The following is a 21,905-nucleotide window of genomic DNA, read 5'->3' as shown; positions in this document are numbered from 1 at the left end:
GCGGCGGCAGGCCCCGTCAGTACGCCTCGCCCACCGGTTCCTCGGCGGTGTTCTCGGCGCTCGCGGCGCTGCGGTTCCAGCGGGACCACAGCACCCGCTCGCCGTAGCCGGCGGCCATGACGTGCGCGAAGGCCAGGTAGACCAGCACGCCGACGGCGAGCACCCCGAAGCCGACCCAGAACGGCAGCGACAGCGACTGCTCGGCGAGCTTGCCGGAGATGATTGGCGCGGGCGCGGCGGCACCCCAGCGGACCAGGTTGAACGCGCCGGTGGCGACGCGCCGGTCGCTGGAGCCGAGGCCGAGCGCCAGGTCGGTGAGGTTGGCGTTGGCCAGGCCCATGCAGAGGCCGGCGAGCACGAGCACCACGATCGCCTCGGTGGTGCTGGTGGAGGTGGCGAAGAGGACCATGCAGACCAGCAGACCGGCGATGGCCACGCCTACGGTCTGCACCGCGCCGATGCGGTGGGCCAGCCGGTGACCGATCACCAGGATGCCGGTGGCCAGGCCGAGACCCCAGCCGGTGAACGCGAGCCCCAGCGGGACGATGTCCAGACCGAGGAAGAGCGGCGTGTAGCCGAGCACCACGAAGAACACGAAGTTGTACGCGGCGGTCACCGCGCAGAGGGCGATGAACGCCGGTCGGCGGTAGGTGGCGAAGATCTGGCCGACGCGTACCGGGGCCTGCCGGTTGGCGGGTTCGCGGAGTTTGCGGGAGGCCACGCCGAGGGCGAGGACCATGAAGACGCCGCAGACGAAGAACGGCAGCCGCCAGCTGACCTGGCCGAGCAGGCCACCGATCAGCGGTCCGACGGCGAAGCCGAGACCCAGGGCGGTCTCGAAGAGGCCGACCACCCATTCCCGGTCGACGGCCAGGTTGACCAGCACGACCATGGCGGTGGCGAAGAACATCGCGTTGCCCAGCCCCCAGACGCCCCGCAGCACGGAGAGCTGCACGATGTTGTCGCTGAACGAGGCGAGGATCGCGGCGAGGCCCACCACGGAGACGCCGGTGATCAGCACCGGCTTGAAGCCGAACCGGCCGCTGGCCAGCGTGGCCGGGATCATGCCGATGGCCATCACCGCGATGTACGCGGTGAACAGCAGCTCGACCTGCCAGGCGGTAACGCCGATCGCCTCGCCGATGGCCGGCAGGATCGGGTCGACGACGGCGATGCCGGCGATGGCGAGAAAGGCCACCAGCGTGGTGGCGTAGATGGCACTGCGGTTCGGTTCGGAACGCCGATCCACTCCGACTCCTCAATTAGCTGTATCGTACAGGTACTTATTCTGTATCATACAGCTATGAGCGACGACCAAGACGCGAGCACCCTCGGCCGGATCGAGACCGAGGTGGCCCTGTTGATGCGCTTCGGCGAGGCCACCCGGCGGGCCACCGGCACCGCCGAGCACCGGGTGCTCGACCGCGCGGCGTACGTCATCCTGCGCCACCTGGCCGACGCCGGCCCACAGAACGTCTCAGCGCTCGCCGCCCGACTCAACCTGGACGGCTCCACCGTCACCCGGCAGGTGTCCGCGCTCCAACGGGACGGCCTGATCACCCGTACCCCCGACCCGACGGACGGCCGGGGCACGGTCATCTCCCCCACCCCGGCCGGCCTACAGCGGATGGCCGCCGTGCAGTCCGCCCGCACCCGGCTCTACGGCGACATGCTGGCCGACTGGAGCGCCGAGGACCGGGCCTCCCTGGCAACCCTGCTGGGCCGCCTCAACCAGGCCCTGGTGAACCGCAACCGCACCCGCTGACCCCGCGTGGCGGTGTCGTGGTCTGGCTCACCGCGCCATCCAGTCGCGCGAAAAGCCCTTCCCCGCCAAGATCGCGCAAGATCCTGGTTGTAGTGGCCTCCTGCGCGGCCAACACCACTACAACCACGATCGAGCACGATCTTGCGGTGAAGCCGCCGGGCCCGCCCGGCGCGGAAGCCCACGCCTGGCACGGGACCGGGTTTCAGGAGAACGTCCGCCGCGCCCACGTGCGGAAGTCCGTGGCGGGCAGGCCGAGTGCCCGGGTCATCTCCGGGCGGGCGGGGCTGCCGTTCTCGTTGATCTGCTCGACAGCGTTGACCATGGCGGGCAGCAGGCCACGCTCGACGGCCTGCTGCGGGGTGAGCACGGGCGCGGTGATCGTGCGCCCGGTGACCTCACTCAGAATGGCCGCGACGTCGGTCATGGTGAGCAGGTCACCGGCGAGTTCGACATCCAGGCCGTCGAACTTCTCCGGGTTGGCGAACGCGGTCGCCGCGGCCTCCCCGATGTCGTCGACGGCGATCCACGGAAGCCGGGTGTCCGCGGCGAAGCCGGTGATGATCGTGCCGCTGGACCAGTCGCCGAAGAGGTAGGACCAGCCGACGAGGTTCTCCATGAAGGTCGAGGGCTTGAGGACGGTCCAGTGCGCGAAGCCACCAGAGCGCACATCTCGTCGATGGCCGCCTTGCTCTCCCAGTAGTGCCTGTCCCACCGACCCTCGGCCCAGCCGGGCTGGTTGCGGTGGAACTCGCCGGCACCCGAGACGCTGCTGTGCACGACGTGCGACACACCGGCGCGGCGCGCAGCCTCGACGACGTTGCGGCCGCGGGTCACCTCGGCGTTGCCCTGCAGGTCCGTCACATCGGGATACGGGATGGAGAAGAGGCCGTCCATTCCGTCCGCCGCGGCGAGCAGCGACTCGGTGTCGTCCAGGTCCCCCTTGACCAGCTCGGCGCCCCGATTCCGCAGCGCCTGGGCGCTGTCGGCGCCCAGATCACGGACCAGGGCACGAACGTCGACGCCCCGATCGAGCAGCGCTCGGGCCGTGGCCCCGCCCTGCTTGCCCGTCGCGCCGATGACGAGAACGGCCATGATGCCTCCCGAGAAACAAGCGGGGTGGTCCCCCACTTCTCGTCGGCTACGATATGGGGGACTACCCCACTTCTGCAAGGCGGACCATGAGAGCGGACGCGCAGCGCAACTACGACCTCATCGTCACGGCGGCCGCCGAGGCGATCGCCCGCGACGGCGCGTACGCCTCACTGGAGGAGATCGCCCGATCCGCCGGGGTGGGATCGGCGACCCTGCACCGGCACTTCCCCACCCGGTGGTCGCTGCTCCAGGCGGTCTTCCGCGGCTGTGTGCACAACCTGGCAACGCGTGCCGGCGACCTGCTCGCCGCACCGGACGCCCTCGACGCGCTGACGACCTGGTTGCACGAGGTCACCGCGTACGCCACGACAACCCGCGGCCTCGCGGATTCGCTCCTGAACGAGCCCGTCGAGCAGACCGACGCCTGCGGCGCGACGCTCGTCGCCGCCGGTGAACCACTGCTGCGCCGAGCCGTCGTCGAGGGTTCGGTACGGCCCGACATCACCATGGCCGACCTGATGATCCTCGCCAACGGCATCTCGCTGGCTGCGCAACCAATGGGCGCGGCCAAGGCGGAACAGCTGCTGACCCTTGCCCTGCGGGGGATCGGCTCCGCGAGCCGACCGTAGCCGTACGCCGCGAAAGCGCAGCCGCCCCGGTAGACCGACGCGACGGTCTGCCGGGGCGGCTGCGCTCGCCCGGGGGGGGCGGGTCAGGCGACCGGTTCGCGGGCCGGGTCGGCGTCGCGGTCGACGCCGGGGGTGATGCGGGGGTCGCCCTCGTCGGCGAAGTAGTCGTCCGGCGTGGTGCCGTCGACTCCCTCGGGTGCCTTGACGGCCCGCAGGATCAGCGTCAGCAGGGCGGCGACCGCCAGGTTGACCAGCACCGCCACGATGCCCACGTAGATCGTCTTGGGCGTGTCGAAGCCGAACTTCTCCAGCGGGAACGCGGACCCGCCGAAGTGCTTCCGGGTGGGGCTGGCCACCTGGTAGAGCATCCACATGCCGAGCCCCATGCCGGCGACCCAGCCGACGATCAGGGCGGTCCGGTGGAACCAGCGGGTGTAGAGGCCCAGCGCCACGGCCGGCAGCGTCTGCAGGATGATCACGCCACCGATGAGCTGGAGGTCGATCGAGAACTGCGGGTCGAGGAACACGATGCAGGCCACGGCCCCGACCTTGACCACCAGCGAGGTGATCTTCGAGACGTTCGCCTCCTGCGCGGCGGTGGCGTCCCGCTTCAGGTACTCCTTGTAGATGTTGCGGGTGAACAGGTTCGCCGCGGCGATCGACATGATCGCCGCCGGCACCAGCGCGCCGATGCCGATGGCGGCGTACGCGACCCCGGCGAACCAGTCCGGGAACTGCTGGTCGAACAGCAGCGGCACGATCGTGTTGTTGTCGACGCTGCCCGCCGACGCTCCCGGCAGCGGCTTCACCCCGGCCGCGATGGCCATGTAGCCGAGCAACGCGATCAGGCCGAGCAGCAGGCTGTACGCCGGCAGCGCCGACATGTTGCGCTTGATCACGTCCCGGTTCCGGCTGGCCAGCACACCGGTGATGCTGTGCGGGTAGAGGAACAGCGCCAGCGCCGAGCCGAACGCCAACGTGACGTACTGCAACTGGTTGTTGCCATTGAGCAGGATGCCGTCGTTCGGGTTCGGTGACGCCTGAAACTTCGCGTCCGCCGCGTCGAAGATGTCACCCCAACCGCCGAGCTTGTACGGCAGGTAGATGACCGCCACCAGGATCACGATGTAGATCAGGCTGTCCTTGACGAACGCGATCAGCGCCGGTGCGCGCAGCCCCGACTGGTAGGTGTACGCCGCCAGGATGGCGAACGCGATGATGATCGGCAGGTGCCGGGCGAGGGCGCTGTCACCCGTGACGCCCATCGTCTTGAGGACCGCCTCGATGCCCACCAGTTGCAGCGCGATGTAGGGCATCGTGGCCACGATGCCGGTGATCGCGATCAGCAGCGCCAGCACCGGCGAGTCGAACCGCGTCCGGACGAAGTCGGCAGGGGTGACGAAGCCGTGCCGGTGCGAGACCGACCAGAGCCGGATCAGCACCAGGAAGACCAGCGGATACACGACGATCGTGTACGGCACCGCGAAGAACCCGGCCGCGCCGGCGCCGAACATCAGCGCCGGCACCGCCACGAAGGTGTACGCGGTGTAGAGGTCGCCGCCGACCAGGAACCAGGTGATCCAGCCGCCGAAGCTGCGCCCGCCCAGGCCCCACTCGTCGAGGTGCGCCATGTCCGTCGGCCGCCGCCACCGCGCGGCCACGAAGCCCATCGCGCTGACCAGCAGGAACAGCAGCGAGAAGACGATGATCTCGGTGAGATGGTCCCGCCACATCAGTGCTCACCCCGCTTCTTCGTCATCTGGTAGACCAGCGTGGTCGTGGAGACGCCGAGCAGGATCCAGGCCAGTTGCAGCCAGTAGTAGCGCGGAAACCCGAAGATCCGGGGCGCGTCACCGTTGAAGAACACCGGGATCAGCGGCACCACGATGGGGAGAAAGAGCAACCAGTTCCAAGGGCTGTGATCCTTCGCCCGGGATCGCGCCGTGGTGGGCGCCTCCGGTTCCGGTGCAGCCATCTGACACACCTCCGGGGAGTCGTGGCACTCGATGTAACGGCCGGAGGCTACGACTCTGTGACCGCCGTCACGATCAGAGCGCGGACGGCTCTGCGCCGAACGGCGCACCGGCTGCGCCGAACGGCGCGACAGTTCCGCCGGCGGACGAGGTGCAGCGGGCACCCGAGGGCCACAGCTCAGGCGGTGCAGCGAGGTGCGACGGACGCCGCAGGGGCGCGGCTCAGGCGGCGGGCAGGTGCGCGGTGTCGTTGACCGTGCGGACCGCGATGCCGCCGTCGGGCCACAGGTCGAGCACCGAGATGCCGGCCGCGTCCAGGAAGAGCCGGTGCAGGAAGGCGTCGCTGGCCGCGAGGGCGTCGCGCAGCGCCAGCTTGATCGGCGAGACGTGCGAGACGACCACCACGGTCTCCCCGGGGTACGCCGCCGGCAGCGCGCCGACGACCCGGTGGACGCGTTCGGCCACGTGGGTGAACGACTCGCCGCCCGGCGGGGCGATCCGCGGTGAGGCGAGCCAGGCGTCCATCTCCCCCGGCCACTGCTGGCGTACCTCGGCGAAGGTGCGCCCCTCCCACTGCCCGAAGTCGCACTCGATCAGGTCGGCCTCGGTGCGGACCGGCACGTCACCGAGCGCCTCGGCGATCGCCGCGGCGGTGGCCGTACACCGGGACAGGGGTGAGCTGAGCACGGCCGCGACGGACGGGGCCAGCGCGGCCACCCGGGCGCCGGTGGCGGCGGCCTGGGCCCGGCCGCGATCGGAGAGCGGCACGTCGCCGCGGCCGGAGTAGCGACCCTGCTCGGTGTACGCGGTCTCGCCGTGCCGCACGAGGATCAGGCGGGTGGCGGTGAAGCTCGGGCGGGGCTCCCAGGAGGCCGGCGCGGTGGCCGGGTCGCTGCCCGTCGCGGCGCCCCCGGCCGGGGCGCTGGCCGAGGCCGGTGCGCCGAGGGAGGCCGGCGGGGGGGTGGGTCGGCCGGCGGCGGCGTCCATGGCGGCGTTGGCCAGCGCGTCGGCGTGCCGGTTCTGCTCGCGGGGGATCCAGGTGAAGCGGACCGCGTCGAAGCGGCCCACAAGCGTGGCCGCCTGGGCGGCGAGCGGCCGCAGGCCCGGGTGCTTGATCTGCCACCGGCCGCACATCTGCTCGACCACCAGCTTGGAGTCCATCCGGACGTCCACCTCGGCGGCGTCCAGCTCGGCGGCGGCCCGCAGACCGGCGATCAGGCCCTGGTACTCGGCGACGTTGTTGGTCGCCGTACCCAGCGACTCGGAGCGCTCGGCGAGCACCTCGCCGGTCTCCGGGTCGCGCACCACCGCGCCGTAGCCGGCCGGTCCCGGGTTGCCCCGGGACCCGCCGTCGGCCTCGACGACGACCACGCGCGGCGCCATGACCTACAGGCCCGACTCGTTGGTACGGACCATGATCCGTCGGCAGTCCTCGCAGCGGACCACGTCGTCCGGGGCCGCCTTGCGGATGCGCGCCAGGTCGGCGCCGGAGAGGTCCAGCCGGCAGCCGCCGCAGCGACCCGCGGTGAGCAGTGCCGCGCCCAACCCGGTGTCCTCGCGGATCTTGTCGTAGAGGGTGACCAGCTCGGCCGGGAGGTCGGCCGCGAGCGGCTGCCGGGCCCCCCGCTTGAACTCCTCCTCCTTGGCGATCTCGGCCAGCGCGTCGTCGCGGCGCTGCTCGGTCGTGGCCCGCTTCTCGCGGGTGTCGGCCAGCCGCTGCTCCACGCCGTCCAGCACGCCCTGCGCGGTCTCCCGCTGCTCCATCAGCTCCAGCTCGGCGTCCTCCAGGTCACCCTGGCGCCGGTTGAGCGAGGTCAGCTCGTGCTGGAGCGCCTCCAGCTCCCGGGCCGGGCCGGTGCCGGCGGCGAGCCGGTTCTGGTCCTTCTCCTTGCGGGCCCGCACCTGCTCGACGTCCTTCTCCAGGCGGGCGATGTCCCGGTCCAGGTCGTCGACCGCGACCTGGGCGCGTACCCGCTCGTCCTCCAGCGACGACAGCTCCCGGGCCAGCGCCTCCAGTTCGGCGCGCTCCGGCAGCGAGCGGCGGCGGTGCGCGAGCTGGGCGAGGTTGGTGTCGATCGCCTGAAGGTCGAGCAGGCGGCGCTGGACCTGGGGGTCAGCCTTCACGGTCGGGCTCCTTGTCGTCCACAACGGGTGCGGCGGCGTGCACGGTCCACGGGTCGGTGTCCAGGTCGGACACCAGCGTCTCGACGCCCGGCGCCTCTCGCAGGAGGGCGGCCAGGTCGTCCAGCCACGGTCGTTCGGTCGCCCAGTGGGCGGCGTCGATCAGGGCGGGACCATCGGCGGCGAGGTGCTCGCTGGCCGGATGGTGCCGCAGGTCGGAGGTGAGATACGCGTCCACCCCGGCGGCGGTCGCGGCGCCGAGGAAGCTGTCCCCCGACCCACCGCTGACGGCGAGGGTACGAACCATACGCCCGGGATCCCCCGCGGCGCGAACTCCCCAGGCCGTGACGGGGAGCACGGCGGCGGCGTGCCGGGTCAGCTCGGCGAGGGTCATCGGGCGGGGCAACTCCCCGATCCGGCCGATGCCCCGGTCGTCGCCCTCGGCGGCGGAGCCGGTCGCCGGCCGCTGCAACGGGCGCAGCCCGGTCAGGCCGAACCGGGCGGCGAGGGCGTCGGAGACGCCGGGGGACGCGACGTCGGCGTTGGTGTGCGCCGCGTACAGCGCCACGCCGGCCCGGATCAGCTGGTGGACGATCCGCCCCTTGACTGTCGTCGCCGCGACCGAGGAGACACCCCGCAGCAGCAGCGGGTGGTGCGCGACGATCATGTCCGCGCCGACGGCCAGCGCCTCGGCGACCGTCTCGGGCACCACGTCGACCACGCAGAGCACCCGGCGGACCGGGGCGGTCGGCTCGCCGAGCACCAGGCCGACGCGGTCCCACTCCTCGGCCCAGCTCGGCGGGTACCGCCGTTCCAACTCGGCGACCACGTCCGCCACCGTGGGGGTGGATGCGCTGATGCTCACGGCGGGCCAGCTTACCGGCGCGGGGACCGTCGGGCGGCGACGCCCGGCCCGGCCGCGCCGGTCCGTCGACCCGGGGAAGGCGACCGCCGGGCGCTCAGGCGGCCCGGTACGCGACGGTCCGCAGCGCGGCCAGTGGCATCTGCCAGGGGAACGCGTGCAGGTGCTGCTCACCCGTCCCGGGTGGGTGCAGGGCGACGACATGATCACCGAAGAGCACCGTGACGCCCCAGTCGGCCAGCCGGGCCACGCCGGCCCGGAACGCCGGGTGGGCGGCCATCGCGACGTTGGTGTACGGCACCGCGACGATGGGGATGCCCTTGCCCTGCGCCTCGACGAGCAGCCCGAGAGCGAGGGTGTCGGCGATGCCGGCGGCCCACTTGTTGACCGTGTTGACGGTTGCCGGGCAGACGATCATGGCGTCGGCCGGCGGCAGCACGTCCGGGTCGCCGGGATTCTTGTAGTGCGTCCGCACCGGGTGGCCGGTCTGCCGGACCAGGGCCGGCTGGTCGACGAACTTGGCGCCGTCCGGCGTGGTGACCACGCAGACGTCCCAGTCGTCCGACTGGGCCAGCTCCACCAGACGGCCGACGTGGCGGGCCAGCGGCGAACCGCAGGCGATGACGTAGAGCACCGCACGGTGCTCGCTGGTGTGTGGTGCGCCGGTCATCACGCCGGCTCCGCGCTCATACCCCTACTCCCATGTGCTCAGCCAACTCCGCAATCGGAGAAGGCGGCGCACCACGTGTGCGACGAAGGACGTCCGACATCACCTCGTGGGCGATCGGCCGGCAGCGGATCTCCGACGGCGCGAGCCGATCGCCGAGCAGCAGCATCTCGCCGGCGTTCGCCACGTCGCCGATCTGGGCGTACCCCCGGGCGATGTCGAGCAGGTGGTGGGCGCGGCGCTCGGGCAGCAGCGCGTTGAACGCGGGCTCCACGATGCGTACCTGGTGCACCTCCACCGCGCGGCCCCCGTCACCCAGCTCGACGGCGGCAGCGGCCCGGTGCAACTCGACGTTCGTCGGGCCGAACGAGGTCCAGTAGTGGTTGTAGTCGCCGCCGAGCAGGGTGGCGGCCTCCTGCGCACAGTTGATCAGGTCGTCGACGCTTGCCGAGTCGCCGATCCGCGACGCCGCCATGGCCCCCTGCAACAGCAGCATCCCGTAGACGGACAGCCGGGCCGGGGAGACCTCGTTGCTGCCGCCCGGAGCCAACCGGTTGGCGATCTGGACGTTCAGCTCCAGAGCCGGCCGGGCCCGACCCATGGCGACCAGGGCGTTGCAGACCCGGGTGGTGGCGATGCCGGCCAGCAGCGGGTCGTCGGCCCGCTGGGCCACCGCCATCGACCGGTCGGCGGCCAGCCAGGCCAGCTCGCACTCGCCGAGCTTGCGCAGCACCGACGAGGCGATCTGGTAGACCTGCCCGAGCAGGTGGGCCGCCTCCGGCGCCTGCGCTCCCCCGTAGGCGGCGTCGGCCGCCTGAGCGTCGCGCAGCAGCTTGGGCAGCGCCCGGGTGAGCATTCCGTAGCGGCCGTACTGGTAGGTGAGCCAGGCGTGGTTGACGGCCTTGCGCATGTCGTCCAGCGGAGGCGGGTACGGCACGGCGTCGAAGTAGGCGCTCATCGAGTCGTACCGCTCCAGGGCCGCCCGGATCTCCTGCACCTCGACCTGGTCGATGCAGTTCAGCGCGTCGGTACGCCGCTCCGGGTCACGGCCCAGCAGCAGTTGCACGTCCATCTGCAGGATGTCGGCGATCTCGTAGAGGACGGAGAACTTGTCCAGCCGGCGAACGCCCCGCTCGACCTTGTCCACCCAGCTCTTCGACTTGCCCAGGCGGTCGGCGAAGACCTGCTGCGACATCTTGCGTCGCCCACGCCAGTAGGCCACTCGCCGTCCAATGGGTAGCTCGTCCATCTCCCCATCCCTCCCCTGCCGCCTCCACCCATCGGGTGCCGGCGATGTCCGCGGGTGCGGCGATCCATCGTTCGTCTTGCAGTTTTCGCTGGTCGCACAGTCTGTACGTCAGCCGGACAGCCAGTCCTCGTACTTTTCGTGCAAGTTGCACGAGCCGTTCGTCAACCTCAACGATCGTGGGTTACGGCAGTGACGGTGCTCGACATGCGACCTGGCGTTCGCCGGGCCCGACGAGGGGAGATGGCACACATGTGGGGGAACGTCGTACCGCGCGTCGCCGAACTGTCGCCGCTGGAACGCGTCCGGTTGCGCCGGGTCGCCATCCGGTACGCCGTACACGGCTGGGAGGTGACCCCCGGCGCGTGCCTCGCCCGCAGCCGGTTCGTGTGCGGTCGGGCCGGCTGCCCCACGGTGGGCTGCCACCCCGCCCTGGAGAACTGGGAGTTGGCCGCCACCACCGACCCGGCCCGGGTGGCCACCTGGTGGCGCACCCGCCCGCACGGCGTGCTGCTGCCCACCGGACGGACCTTCGACGTGCTGGAGGTGCCCGCCCACCTCGGCCGGCACGTGCTCGACGCCGTGCAGGTCCACCCGGCCGGCACCGGCGTACGCGGACCCGTGCTGGTCACGCCCACCGGCAGGTGGATGTTCCTGGTCCGCCCCGGCGACGCGCTCCGACCGGAGTTGGAGCACTGCTTCCACGTCGTGCGGCACGGGCCGGGCTCGTGGATCCCGGCGCCACCCACCCGGCTGCCCGAGGGGACCGTCCGCTGGGCGGTCGCCCCGGAGCAGGCCCGCTGGCAACTCCCGGACTCCTACCTGGTGCAGAACACCCTGATCGAGGCGCTGCTGGCCAGCGGGGTGACGCTCGCCCCCGACCTGCTCCCGGGTCACCTGCCCCTGCCCCGCCGGGGCAGGTGATCCGGCCCCGGCCGACGATTCGATCCGGTGACCGACAGCGTCGCCGAGCGGCCGGTGCTCGTTGAGCAGGTGACAGCGCGAACGCGCGCCACGAACGGGGGAACGATGTCCACGCACGACAGATCGCCGTATCCCGGCGGCACCGAACCGCCCCGTCGCAGCCACCGGCGGCACCGCTGGGCGGGCACCCGCCCGGCCGGCTCGCGCCCCGGGCGGCCCCGCCCCACCGGCACCCGCCCCGCCGGCACCCATCGCCCACTGCGCTAGACCCCACCCCCACCCACCCCACGCCGCCGATCTTGCACTTTGTGTCGCGGCAAACCCTGTCAAAAGGCGACGAAGCAGCGACAGAAACTGCAAGATCGCGGACACGGGCGCGGGGGTCTAGACCGTCAGGGGAAGCGCGGTGGAGTGGAACTGGCGGGCGTCGTCGGTGACGACCGCGTGTGTGTGGTCCGTCAGACGGTCCAGCCAGCCGATCCCCGCCGCCCCCATGGCCAGGGCGGCGGTGGCGTAGGCGTCGGCGACGCCGAGATCGCTGCCGACCACTGTCACCGAGCGCAGCCCGCCGGCCGGCGCTCCCCGCCGGGGGTCCAGCACGTGCCGACCCCGCTCGTAGACCCCGGAGGTGGCCACGGCCAGGTCGGTGCCGGCGAGCACCATACACGTCGCCATCGCGTCCCAGGGATGCCGGATGCCGATCCGCCACGGCTCCCCCGTCGGCGAGAAGCCGCGGACGCGCACGTCGCCGCCGGCGTTGACGCAGTGGTTCGCCGCGCCGGCGGCGAGCAGCCGGTCGGAGGCGACCTGCGCCGCCCAGCCCTTCACGAACCCGGACGGGTCGAGCCGCCCGGTGGCGTACGCGTCGAAGAAGCCGTCGGTGGCGCCCCACAGGTCGGCGCACGCCTCCAGCACGAAGCGCAGGTCCGCCGACGCCTCGGAGAGCAGCACCTCGCCCCGGTCGAAGCGGCACACCTCGCTGTCGGGTTTGTACGTGCTGAAGCGGCCGTCCACCTCGCGCATCCAGGCGAAGACGTCATCGGCCAGCTCCCGCAGGCGCGCGGGCGGCAGGTCGTCGGCGAGGTCCAGGGTGATCGTCGTACCCATGATCTGTTCGACCCGGCACAGCCCGGGTCGGGTCAGCGCGGGCGGCACGTCAGAACGCCTGCTCGATCGCGGCCCGCAGCGACTGCTTGTACGCGTTGCTGGTGGCGGTGGCGCCGGAGACGGTGTTCAGGTTGGCGCTCTGCTTCTGCACCACCTCTCCACCGGTGCCGTTGTACTTGTTCCTTACGTCGCCGCTGTGGATGTCGGACTCGCCGCCACTGGGCAACGACAACGTCACCGCGTCGATGATCTTGTTGCCGGAGACCACGATCTGCACCTGCACGTACCCGTAGTCCTCGGCCGTGTCCACAGTCGGCCCGGTGACCCGGCGGGTGGTCGACTGGGGCGCCTTGGTGGTGGTCTTCGGCGCGGTCGGGGCCTTCGCGGTGGTCTTCGTGCCCGACGGCCGGGTGGTGCTGCTCTTGGTGGGCTTGGGCGACGTGGGCGCGTCGGCGGTCCCAGACGGCTTCGGAGCCGCGCCCGTCGGGTCGGCGGCGGGAGCGGCCGGGTCGGCGCTCGGGTCGACGCCCGGCCCGGAGGGGTTGACCGGCTGCGCGGTCGGCAGGTTCTGGGCGACCTGGGTGGCGCCGGGCGAGCCCTTGAGCACCACCAGAGCGGTCGTGCTGGCAGCCAGTCCGGTGATCGCGAACAACGCGCGACGCATGCGATGCCTTCCTACAGCTCGAAGGTGGCCAGGTGGATCTGCCGGCGGGGCACGCCGGCGCGGCGCAGCGCGCGCACCGACTGCTCGACCAGCCCGGGAGGCCCACAGAGATAGACGTCGCGCCGGGCCACGTCGGGCACCAGTTGGCGCAGCCCGTCCGGGCTCATCAGCTGGCGGGGGCCGGGGTCGTCGCGGGAGCCGATGACGTACCAGATCGACGTGTCGCGTTCCTGGGCCAGCCAGTCCAGCTCCCGGCTGAGCAGCACGTCGGCAGGCGTACGGGCCCGGTAGATCAGGGCGGCGCCCGGCGGTAGCTCCTCCAGCATGGCCCGGATGGGCGTGATGCCGCTGCCACCGGCGATCAGCAGCGCCCGCTCGCGCACCCGGTGCGCGGCGGTGAAGGTGCCCGACGGGCCGTGCGCCCACACCCGGGTCCCCGGTTCCAGGTCGCGCAGGTCGGCGGTGTGCCGGCCGACGACCTTGACGGTGAGTCGCAGCCAGCGGCCGTTGGCGGCGGCCGAGACGGAGAAGGGGTGCGACTGCCACCAGCAGCCGGGGGTGAGGAAGCGCCAGCGGAAGTACTGCCCGCCGAGCATCTCCAGGCGGCCCAGCCGCTCCCCGGTGAGGTAGATGGAGATGGTGTCCGGGCTCTCCGCGACCACGTCGGCGACCCGCAGCCGGTAGCGCAGGTTGAACGCCAGTGGCGCGATCACCCGGCCCCAGAGCAGGGCGGCGACCACCAGCAGGTAGAGCGCGATCCAGCCGGTCCGCACCGGTCCCGGCTTGTAGAGCTGCGCGCCGTGGGTGAACTGGTGCCCGTAACCGAGCAGCAGCACCAGATAACTCGACCGGTGCAGCAGGTGCCACACCTCGTAGGGCAGCGCCCGACGGATCGCCCGGACGCTGCTGAAGCCGACCACGAGCATGATGCCGGTGGCGACGAAGGCCGAGAGCATGTCCTCGTAGTCGCCCAGCAGCGTGCCCACCTCGGCCAGGACCGACTGGTTCCGCAGGTCGGCGTACCCGACGAGGATCAGCGACAGGTGCGACAGCACGGCTACCAGCAGCGTCGCGCCGATGTCGCGGTGCCAGCGGGCGAGCTGCTCGCCGCCGATCCACCGCTCCAGCACCGACAGCCGGCTCATCATGAGCACCTGCACGAGGAGCAGGTAGCCGGCGATCAGGCCGGTGATCCGGCCGGCGGCGGTGACGGTGGCCGCGGTGGTCCGCAGCGAGCCGGCGGGAGTGCCCAGCCACCAGGGCAGCACGCTGGCGAGCAGCCCGACCAGGAGCAGCGCGGCCAGCAGCCGCCGGCCGCCGGGTCCGCGCCGCGCCGGGATCTGCGGGGGTACGGGCGCAGCCGACCGGCCGCCGTGCCGGGACGAGGTCGTCCCGGTGCGGCGGCCGGCGGCGTGGGTGTGCGAATGCGTCACGCGTACAACTTCATCGGTGCGTACTTCATGCGGGGGAACACCTTCTGCACCTCGGCGTTGGTGAGCCCGAAGCGGCCCTGCGCCAGGGAGCCGTACACGTTGAACATGTTGTTGTATTCCGGCACGTCGCCGGAGTCCAGCTTGTCCAGGCCGTTCCAGGTGCCCAGCAGCGAGCCGGCCAGCTTCTTGCCGGAGAGCACGGTGATCACGCCTCCGTGGCCGTGGTCCGTGCCGCCCTTGTTGGAGCCGACCCGGCGGCCGAACTCGCTGGACACCATGATCGTCACGTCGGCGGCCTGCGGGCCGAGGTCGGTGAAGAAGGCGGCCATCGCGCTGGCCAGCTCGCCCAGCCGGCGGTGCAGCTGACCGCCCGCCTGGGTGCCCTGGTTCTCGTGGGTGTCGTAGCCGCCCATGCCGACGGTGGCGACCCGGACGTTGGCGCCGCCCTTGATCAACTGGGCGAGCTGCTGGAACGCGTTGCCGACGCCCTCGTACTTGACGCCCGCGGCGGGCTGGTACGGCTTGGCGGCGAGCTTCTGCGCCGTGGCCAGCGCGCCCATGCCCTCCTGCACGGCCTCCTCGACCGGGTGGTTGATCCCGGTGAAGAGCCCCTTGATGGCCTTCTCGGTGGCGGCCCGGAACTTGTCGTCGCCGTTGAGCCGCAGCGAGCCGACGTTGTTCAGCGAGAGCGCGCCGTTGTTGCCGACCAGCGAGCGGGGCAGCGTGCTGCCGATGCCGACGCTGCGGAACGCGGTGCCCTTGCCGAGGTTGTCGACCAGTCCGTCCAGCCAGCCCCGGCCGCCGGTCTCGTTGGGCAGGCCGCCCAGGTTGCAGGCGTCCGCGGCCTGGAAGTGGCTGCGGGACAGCCGCTCGTCGGAGACCGCCGGGATGAAGCCGAGCTGACCGGCCTTGAGGTACTGCTCCAGCGGCTTGAACGCGCTGGTCAGCTTGAAGCCACGGGACAGGGCCAGCGAGTCGTTGCCGAGCAACAGCTCGGGGCGACCCTTGGCGAGCACCGGGTCGTTGTCCGGCGCGACAAGGCTCAGCCCGTCCAGCCCGCCGTAGAGGAAGACGTGGATCAGGGTGCCGGTCTTGGTCGCCGCGAACGACGCCGAGGTGGTGACGAACTGGGCGGTGGCCAGGGCGGTGGCGGTCGCCGCCGCACCGGCGACGAACGTCCGCCGGGTGACGCCGCGGCCGTCCTGCTGGGCCTCCTCCAGGTCCTCAAGCGTGCGGTAGCGGTCGGCCTCGGCCGCGTTCTCGGCGGCGACCAGGTCGGCCTCCGCGCGCAGCAGCGCCTCGGCCGGGTTGTCGGCCAGCCGCCCCAGGTCGGGGCATTCGGGGTGCAGGGGGAAAGAGTTGTACACAGTCTTCTCCATCGGGTGCCTCACCGGAGGTGGTGCTGGGGGGACGCGAGGATCGCCCGCGCGACGGCGGTGATGGCCCCGTTGAACGTGGCATCGACCTTGGCGGTCGCCGGCACGCCGGCCACGCCGAGGATCAGGTTCTTCTCCCGGGTGCTCAGCTTCTGGTTGACCAGTCGCATCGAGAGCGCGTCCACGTACGCCCCGGCGGTGGCCGGCGGCTTGGCGACCAGCTTCTCCGGCGCCGTGTACGTGAAGACGGTGCGGTAGCCCGCCACGATCTCGCCGGCCTCGTTCCAGCCGTTGACCATCGTGCCGGCCGAGGTCCACGCGACGTAGACGTCGGGGTAGCCGTCCGGGGTGGGCTGGCCCATCGGGTACTGACCCAGCTCGCGCAGCTTGTCGTGGATCTGCCGCAGGCCCCGGGCGAACGGGGTGCGCTTGTTGTCGCCGTTGTCGTTCTTCGCCGACGCCTCCGGCGAGACACCCAGGGCGCGGTACGTGCCGACCAGGTACTCCATCGGCCGGCGCACCTTCTGACCCACCGCCGCCCAGAACTCCGACGAGCTGAACAGCGTCATCAGCACCGGCTTGATCATGCCGTTGTTGCTGGTGTACGACTTGGCCAGCCGGTCCACGAGGGACTTCGGCGGGGTGTCCGAGACGAACCGGGTCGCGAGGCTCTGCGCCACGTACTTCGCGGTCGAGGGGTGCAGCGCGATGTAGGTGATGTACTTGTCGATCGCCGCGTCCACGGCGGCGATCTCCTTGGCCGTCGGGTTGTTGACGTCCTTGATGCTGAACGTGTTGGCGTGGGTGAAGCCGAGGACCTTCACCTTGCCCATGTAGTGCTGGTTGACGCGCAGGACGTACTGGCCCTTGTCGTCGACGCCACGGCCGGTCTGCAGCATGGCGGCCTGGCGAACGTCCTTCTCGGTGTAGCCACCGTCGACGCCTACCGAGTACAGCTCCAGGTTCTCCCGGGCGAGGTTCTCGTTGATCGCGTCCTTGCGGGAGTCCTTCTGGTTCAGGTAGATCAGCAGCGCGGGGTGCTTGTTCGCCGCGACCAGCATCTCGGGGTAGCTGCCCAGCGCGTGCTTGCGCACCACGTCCTTGTCGAACGACGTGCGGTACACCTCGCCGCCGTCGAAGTCGGCGGCGACGTGCAGGAAGTCGTTCCAGAAGTCGACCATCACCTCGAACAGCTGGCGCTTCGACCAGATCTGCCGGGCCAGGGTGGCGTCGACGACCTCGCGCTCCGGCTGGGCGCCCTGGTCGTTGAGCTTGTCGCGCTGGTCGCGCAACTGCTGGACGGAGAGCGTCTGGGTGGGCAGCTCGGCGAGCTTCAGCTCGGCCTTGCTCGGCTCGATCTTGTCCGGGTCGAGCTGCCCGCGGATCCACGCGTCGATGCCCTGGCGCTTGATGTCGGCGACCACGGCGGGCGTCGCGCCGAAGGTGGCCCGCCGGGCCAGGTGCAGGATCGGGTCCTTGGCGAGCACCGTCTTGACGGTCACCTTGGTCTCCGCGGCGGCAGCCGCCGGGCCGGAGAAGGTCCGGCCGCCGGTCGGCGCGTTCTTCTTCAGCGCCTCGCCGGCCCGGGAGCCCATGTAGCTCTCGTTCTGCTCGGTGTAGGTACGCACCGTGCTGGGCTGCTGGCCGCTGGGCCGCGCCGCGGTCCCGTCGGTCACCGTGCTGCCCGTCGCGTCCGCAGCCGCCTCGTCACCGAAGAGGCTGCGGAATTGCGGAGTCATGGCGAGCGCCGCGCCACCGGCCACGACGGCGGCGGTGCCACCGATCGCGACAATGGCCTTGCGCCGGCCGACCTTGCGGCCCGGCTCGTCGTCATCGTCCAGGGTGGGCAGTCCGGCGCCGGCCGGACGCGCCGGGGCCGGACGGCCCAGACCCTCCGGGCCGACCCACTGCGGCCCACGCGGGGCGGGGGCGGGTTGTCCGGCGTGCGCGTACCCGTCGCCGTACTGCTCGCGCGGGTCGCCCTGCGCCGGGTAGCCGCCCTGGTAGGGGTGGGGCGAGTCGTATCCGTACGACGCGGACGCGGTGGGGTCGCCGTAGCTGTCCGAGGTGTGGTGCTGGCGTCCGTCCCAGCCGCGGTCGTCCCGCGGTCGACGTGGTGGCACATTCTGGTCGGCCATGTACCAATCCCGATTTCTGATGAGCGCCGGAAGCTGCGACCGAGCGGGTGCGGCAGGTGCGGCGACTGTTGCCTGAGGGGGTTGCTACGGCAAGGTAACCAAGCGCTCAGGTGCCTTCAAGGTGAGCGCAACACGCCGGTGAGGGCACTTAAGACAGCCCTCACCACAGCCTTCGGGGCGGGCCGGCGACCCGGGCCGGGCTCGGACCTTCCCAGCAGGGCGGACGTGCGGCAGCCGGGTACGGATCGGACCACACCGCCGTACGCGACACGTTCCGCGCCGTTCACCACCACAGGCAAACTTAAGGTTCGGCTAAGCCGGACGTGAGGTGTCCTCACGCTGGGAAAAGTAGGAGGAGCGGGCGAGCGTGAGCCGCCGCCGCAGCGGGTATGCCGCCGAACCGCTGAACGCGTGAGGGGAAGGCAGCGCCATGCTCAGTAAAGAGGATCAGCGCAGGTTCGACCAGATCACCCGTCAGCTCCGGGAGAGTGACCCGGCCTTCTTCGCCCGGCTGGACCACCGGGTCCGAGCCCGCAGGGGCCGCTACCTGATGTTGTTGACCATCGTGCTGTGGGCGTCGCTCCCGGCGATGGCCGTGTTCGCCGGCCGGCTGGCCGGCGCGATCTGCGCGGTGGTGCTGGTGGCCAACGCGGCGATCATGTGGCGGTTCCGCCGCCGCTGGACGTGACAGCTCACCCCGGGCCGAACGCCCGGTACGCGCGACGTAGCCGCTCCAGCAGGCCCGGCCCTCCGATGGCCGGGGCCGGCGGACCGAGCTGGCGCAGCAGGAGATCCGGCCCGGTAGCCAGCCGGGGTGGCCGGTCGGGCAGCGGCACCGGCGACGCCCAGAAGCGGTCTGCCGCCTCCGCGAGGGGGGTGACCGTCAGCCCGGCGAGCGCCCGGGCCGCACCGACCGGCGGCAGGGCGTCCACTACGGACGGAGCCTCGTCCGATGTGGACCCGTCCTTGTCACGGGTGGCGGTCGGCGCGGGCGACACCGCAGTGCCGGTGGCCTCGGCCCGCCGGGCGCGCAACCGGTCGAGCAGGTCCGCCCGCGAGCGACCACGCCAGTGCAGCAGCTCGAACGGGTCCGCGTCGAACGCCTCGGCGAGCAGATAGAACGTGGCCGCGAGGTGCTTGCACGGCACCGCGAAGTCGGGGCAGTTGCAGCGCTGGGTCAGCTCGTCGACGGCGGCCGGGAAGAGCGGGGCGCCCGCCGCCACGAACAGCTCCTCCAGCTCGTCGGGCAGGTCCCCGGCGAGCAGGCGGGCGCTGAAGAACGCCTGCCCGGCCAACTCGTCCTCGATCCGGGTCCAGAGTTCGGCCGGGAACGCCGCCAGCGCGATGGACACCTCGTACGGCCGGGGCCGGGAACCCTGCACCTGGGCGGTGACCCGGCCCGGCGCGATGTCGAGCCGGAGCACCTGGCCCGCCCGCGCGTACGACCGGCCGCGGGTCAGCCGGGTGCCGAGAGCGAACGACTCCAGCACCTCCAGGAAGCGTCGGGACCACCAGGACCGCCCGATCGCGCCCTTGGCGCTGCGCGCCCGCAGCCCGCCGTCGACCTTGCGCGGTCGCCCGTAGTCGGCGAACCGGTCGGTGCTCACTACTCCACCACCGCCCCGGCTTCCAGGGCGAACAGCTCCCGCAGCTGACCCGTGGACAGCTCGGTGATCCACTGCTCGCCGGTGCCCACCACCCGCTCGGCGAGGGCGCGCTTGTCGGCGATCATCGCGGCGACCTTCTCCTCCACGGTGCCGGCGCAGACGAACTTGCGGACCTGCACCCGCCGGCGCTGCCCGATCCGGAACGCCCGGTCGGTGGCCTGGTCCTCGACCGCCGGGTTCCACCACCGGTCCACGTGCACCACGTGGTTGGCGGCGGTCAGGGTGAGCCCGGTGCCACCGGCCTTGAGGGACAGGACGAACAGCGGCGGCCCGTCGGCCGACTGGAAGCGCTGCACCAGGGCGTCCCGTTCGGCCTTGCCGAGCCCACCGTGCAGGAACAGCACCTCCCGGCCGAACCGCGCGGACAGGTGACCGCGCAACATCGCGCCGAACTCCGCGTACTGGGTGAACAGCAGCGCCCGCTCCCCCGCCGCCAGCACCTCCTCCAGGATCTCGGTCAGCCGGGCCAGCTTTCCGGAGCGGCCCTCCAGCGCCGAGCCGTCGCGCAGCAGTTGGGCGGGGTGGTTGCAGACCTGCTTGAGCCGGGTCATGGTGGCCAGCACCAGCCCGCGTCGCTCGATGCCGTCGCTGGTCTCGATCCGGGCCAGCATGTCGTCGACCACCACCCGGTACAGGGCGGCCTGCTCGGCCGTGAGGTTGCAGAGCACCTCCATCTCCAGCTTCTCCGGCAGGTCCGAGATGATCGACGAGTCGGTCTTGAGCCGGCGCAGCACGAACGGGCCGGTGATCCGGCGCAGCCGCTCGGCGGCCTCGGCGTCGCCGTGCCGCTCGATCGGCTCGGCGAACCGCTTGCGGAACGTCGCGGCCGGGCCGAGCAGCCCCGGATTGGCGAACTGCATGATCGACCAGAGGTCGGCGAGCCGGTTCTCCACAGGCGTACCGGTCACCGCCACCCGCTGCCGGGCCGGCAGCGCCCGGACCGCCTCGGCCTGCCGGGTCGACGCGTTCTTGATCGCCTGCGCCTCGTCCACCACCACCCGGTGCCAGTCGATGCCGGCCAGGTCGACGGCGTCGCGCGCGGCCACCGAGTAGGTGGTGAGGACCAGGTCCGCGTCGTGCGCGGCAGTCGTGAACTCCGCCCCCCGCGCCCGCTCCGCCCCATGGTGTACGTGCACCCGCAGCCCGGGCGTGAACTTCGCGGCCTCCCGCTGCCAGTTGCCGACCAGCGACATCGGACAGACGAGCAGGGTCGGCCCGGCGTCCGGCGGGTCCCCGGCGAGCAGCGCCAGCAACTGCACGGTCTTGCCCAGCCCCATGTCGTCGGCGAGCACGCCGCCCAGGCCCAGCGACCGCAGGAACGCCAGCCAGGCCAGTCCACGCCGCTGGTACGGCCGCAAGGTCCCCTGAAAGCCCGGCGGCGGGTCGAGCGGGGTGAGCCGGCGTTCGACAGCACCGGCGAGCAGGTCGCCCAACGCCCCGTCGGCGGTCACCTCCAGCACCGGCAGCGCCTCGGTGTCGTCGCCGTCGGCGAGTCCGAGGCGCAACAGGTCGGCGACGGTCAGCTCGCCGGCCGAGCGCAGCAGACGCAGACCGGCCGCGAGGCGACCCGGGTCCAGCTCCACCCACCGGCCACGCAGCCGTACCAGCGGGGTCTTCAGCTCCGCCAGCGCGGCCAGCTCGTCGGCGGACAGCGGCTGATCGCCGAGCGCGACCTCCCAGCGGTAGTCGACGAGCGCGTCCAAACCGACTCCGGCCTCGGTGCTGGCCACCGTGCCGGGCGCGGTCCGGCTGCGGGCGCGCAGCCGAGCGCCGAGCCGCGCCGACGGACGCCGCCACCACGACGGCAGCAGCACCCCGAAACCGGCGGCGTGCAGCACCGGGGCCCCCTCGCTGAGGAACCGGTGCGCGCCCTCGACGTCCAACTCCATCGCCTCGGGCGCTGCGGTGCGCAGCGCGGCGTCCAGGTCGGGCCAGAGCCGGCTGGCGCGGCCCAGCTCCGCGAGCAGGGTCTCCTGCGGGCTGGCCGTACAGTCGGCGAGACCGTCGAGCGTGTGCGACCGCCAGACCTCCCCGGCGTCGATGTGCAGCCCCGGCTCGTCGGCCGCCTGCAACCCGAACTCCAGCCGCCACCGTGCGCCGACGGCCGGCGCGTCCTCGCTGGCCTCCGCCGACCCGGCCGGGCCGCTGCCGACCGGCTCGCCAGGACGACGGCCGCCTTCCGTCGCGCCGCCCGCGGCCAGCGCATCGCCGCCTTCCGTCGCGGCACCCTCGGGCAGCGCA

At 72.0% G+C, this 21,905-nt stretch carries 19 protein-coding genes and 1 pseudogene; 4 read left to right on the top strand and 16 right to left on the bottom strand.

The window, feature by feature from the left end; all coding sequences use genetic code 11:
- Positions 1–16 precede the first annotated feature (16 nt).
- Entirely contained in the window at positions 17–1,249 is a 1,233-nt protein-coding gene (locus B0E54_RS18915) for an MFS transporter (protein WP_234586467.1), read from the bottom strand.
- A gap of 54 nt (positions 1,250–1,303) precedes the next feature.
- Between B0E54_RS18915 and B0E54_RS18910 the strand changes: the two genes are divergently transcribed.
- Positions 1,304–1,765: a MarR family winged helix-turn-helix transcriptional regulator gene (locus tag B0E54_RS18910; RefSeq protein WP_234586465.1), complete on the top strand. Its 462-nt coding sequence runs from the start codon at positions 1,304–1,306 to the stop codon at positions 1,763–1,765.
- A gap of 202 nt (positions 1,766–1,967) precedes the next feature.
- On the opposite strand, the pseudogene B0E54_RS18905 reads toward B0E54_RS18910, so the two are convergent.
- Positions 1,968–2,857, bottom strand: a pseudogene (locus tag B0E54_RS18905) (NmrA/HSCARG family protein).
- An 86-nt stretch (positions 2,858–2,943) separates the two neighbouring features.
- Between B0E54_RS18905 and B0E54_RS18900 the strand changes: the two are divergent.
- Entirely contained in the window at positions 2,944–3,486 is a 543-nt protein-coding gene (locus tag B0E54_RS18900; protein WP_234586463.1) for a TetR/AcrR family transcriptional regulator, read from the top strand.
- An 83-nt stretch (positions 3,487–3,569) separates the two neighbouring features.
- On the opposite strand, the gene mctP is transcribed toward B0E54_RS18900, so the two are convergent.
- The 7 genes from mctP to B0E54_RS18865 form a co-directional block, all read right to left on the bottom strand.
- Positions 3,570–5,219 (bottom strand): monocarboxylate uptake permease MctP, encoded by a 1,650-nt coding sequence (mctP, locus tag B0E54_RS18895; RefSeq protein ID WP_234586461.1) that lies wholly within the window; start codon positions 5,217–5,219, stop codon positions 3,570–3,572.
- Positions 5,219–5,461, bottom strand: a complete 243-nt coding sequence (locus B0E54_RS18890) for a DUF3311 domain-containing protein (RefSeq protein WP_234586459.1) — start codon at positions 5,459–5,461, stop codon at positions 5,219–5,221. Before B0E54_RS18890 ends, mctP begins: the two co-directional genes overlap by 1 nt.
- Positions 5,462–5,681: 220 nt before the next feature.
- Entirely contained in the window at positions 5,682–6,842 is a 1,161-nt protein-coding gene (locus tag B0E54_RS18885; RefSeq protein WP_234586457.1) for a bifunctional RNase H/acid phosphatase, read from the bottom strand.
- 3 nt (positions 6,843–6,845) lie between these two features.
- The gene (locus B0E54_RS18880; RefSeq protein WP_234586455.1) at positions 6,846–7,583 is read right to left on the bottom strand and encodes a zinc ribbon domain-containing protein; all 738 of its coding nucleotides are present in this window, start codon (positions 7,581–7,583) and stop codon (positions 6,846–6,848) included.
- A complete protein-coding gene (locus tag B0E54_RS18875) occupies positions 7,573–8,409 on the bottom strand; it encodes a Nif3-like dinuclear metal center hexameric protein (protein ID WP_234586550.1) in 837 nt (278 codons plus the stop codon). The genes B0E54_RS18880 and B0E54_RS18875 overlap by 11 nt, the downstream gene beginning before the upstream one ends.
- 130 nt (positions 8,410–8,539) lie before the next feature.
- Positions 8,540–9,112, bottom strand: a complete 573-nt coding sequence (locus B0E54_RS18870; RefSeq protein WP_234586453.1) for a flavoprotein — start codon at positions 9,110–9,112, stop codon at positions 8,540–8,542.
- Positions 9,113–9,128: 16 nt separating this feature from the next.
- Entirely contained in the window at positions 9,129–10,358 is a 1,230-nt protein-coding gene (locus tag B0E54_RS18865; RefSeq protein ID WP_234586449.1) for a helix-turn-helix domain-containing protein, read from the bottom strand.
- 249 nt (positions 10,359–10,607) lie between these two features.
- Between B0E54_RS18865 and B0E54_RS18860 the strand changes: the two genes are divergently transcribed.
- A complete protein-coding gene (locus tag B0E54_RS18860) occupies positions 10,608–11,279 on the top strand; it encodes a bifunctional DNA primase/polymerase (protein WP_234586548.1) in 672 nt (223 codons plus the stop codon).
- 384 nt (positions 11,280–11,663) lie between these two features.
- On the opposite strand, the gene B0E54_RS18855 is transcribed toward B0E54_RS18860, so the two are convergent.
- The 5 genes from B0E54_RS18855 to B0E54_RS18835 are packed head-to-tail and all read right to left on the bottom strand — an operon-like array spanning position 11,664 to position 17,997.
- Entirely contained in the window at positions 11,664–12,386 is a 723-nt protein-coding gene (locus B0E54_RS18855) for an FAD:protein FMN transferase (RefSeq protein ID WP_234586546.1), read from the bottom strand.
- 49 nt (positions 12,387–12,435) lie between these two features.
- Entirely contained in the window at positions 12,436–13,050 is a 615-nt protein-coding gene (locus B0E54_RS18850) for an FMN-binding protein (protein WP_234586447.1), read from the bottom strand.
- Positions 13,051–13,061: 11 nt separating this feature from the next.
- A complete protein-coding gene (locus tag B0E54_RS18845; RefSeq protein ID WP_234586397.1) occupies positions 13,062–14,483 on the bottom strand; it encodes a ferric reductase-like transmembrane domain-containing protein in 1,422 nt (473 codons plus the stop codon).
- A complete protein-coding gene (locus tag B0E54_RS18840; RefSeq protein WP_234586382.1) occupies positions 14,480–15,862 on the bottom strand; it encodes a DUF1501 domain-containing protein in 1,383 nt (460 codons plus the stop codon). The genes B0E54_RS18845 and B0E54_RS18840 overlap by 4 nt, the downstream gene beginning before the upstream one ends.
- An 8-nt stretch (positions 15,863–15,870) precedes the next feature.
- On the bottom strand, positions 15,871–17,997 hold the full coding sequence (locus B0E54_RS18835; protein ID WP_234586380.1) for a DUF1800 domain-containing protein: 2,127 nt from the start codon (positions 17,995–17,997) through the stop codon (positions 15,871–15,873).
- Positions 17,998–18,427: 430 nt separating this feature from the next.
- Here B0E54_RS18835 and B0E54_RS18830 point away from each other — a divergent pair, with 430 nt between their 5' ends.
- A complete protein-coding gene (locus tag B0E54_RS18830; RefSeq protein WP_234586377.1) occupies positions 18,428–18,685 on the top strand; it encodes a DUF3040 domain-containing protein in 258 nt (85 codons plus the stop codon).
- A 4-nt stretch (positions 18,686–18,689) separates the two neighbouring features.
- On the opposite strand, the gene B0E54_RS18825 is transcribed toward B0E54_RS18830, so the two are convergent.
- Positions 18,690–19,604, bottom strand: a complete 915-nt coding sequence (locus B0E54_RS18825) for an SWIM zinc finger family protein (protein ID WP_234586365.1) — start codon at positions 19,602–19,604, stop codon at positions 18,690–18,692.
- The coding region (locus tag B0E54_RS18820; protein ID WP_234586349.1) for a DEAD/DEAH box helicase at positions 19,604–21,905 on the bottom strand (2,302 nt) is incomplete at its 5' end. The genes B0E54_RS18825 and B0E54_RS18820, both read right to left, overlap by 1 nt.

Origin of the sequence: Micromonospora sp. MH99 (assembly GCF_021442385.1) — a bacterium.
Lineage (GTDB): Bacteria > Actinomycetota > Actinomycetes > Mycobacteriales > Micromonosporaceae > Micromonospora.
Note: the sequence above shows the minus strand (reverse complement) of the source record. Positions and strands in the feature narration are given on the sequence as shown.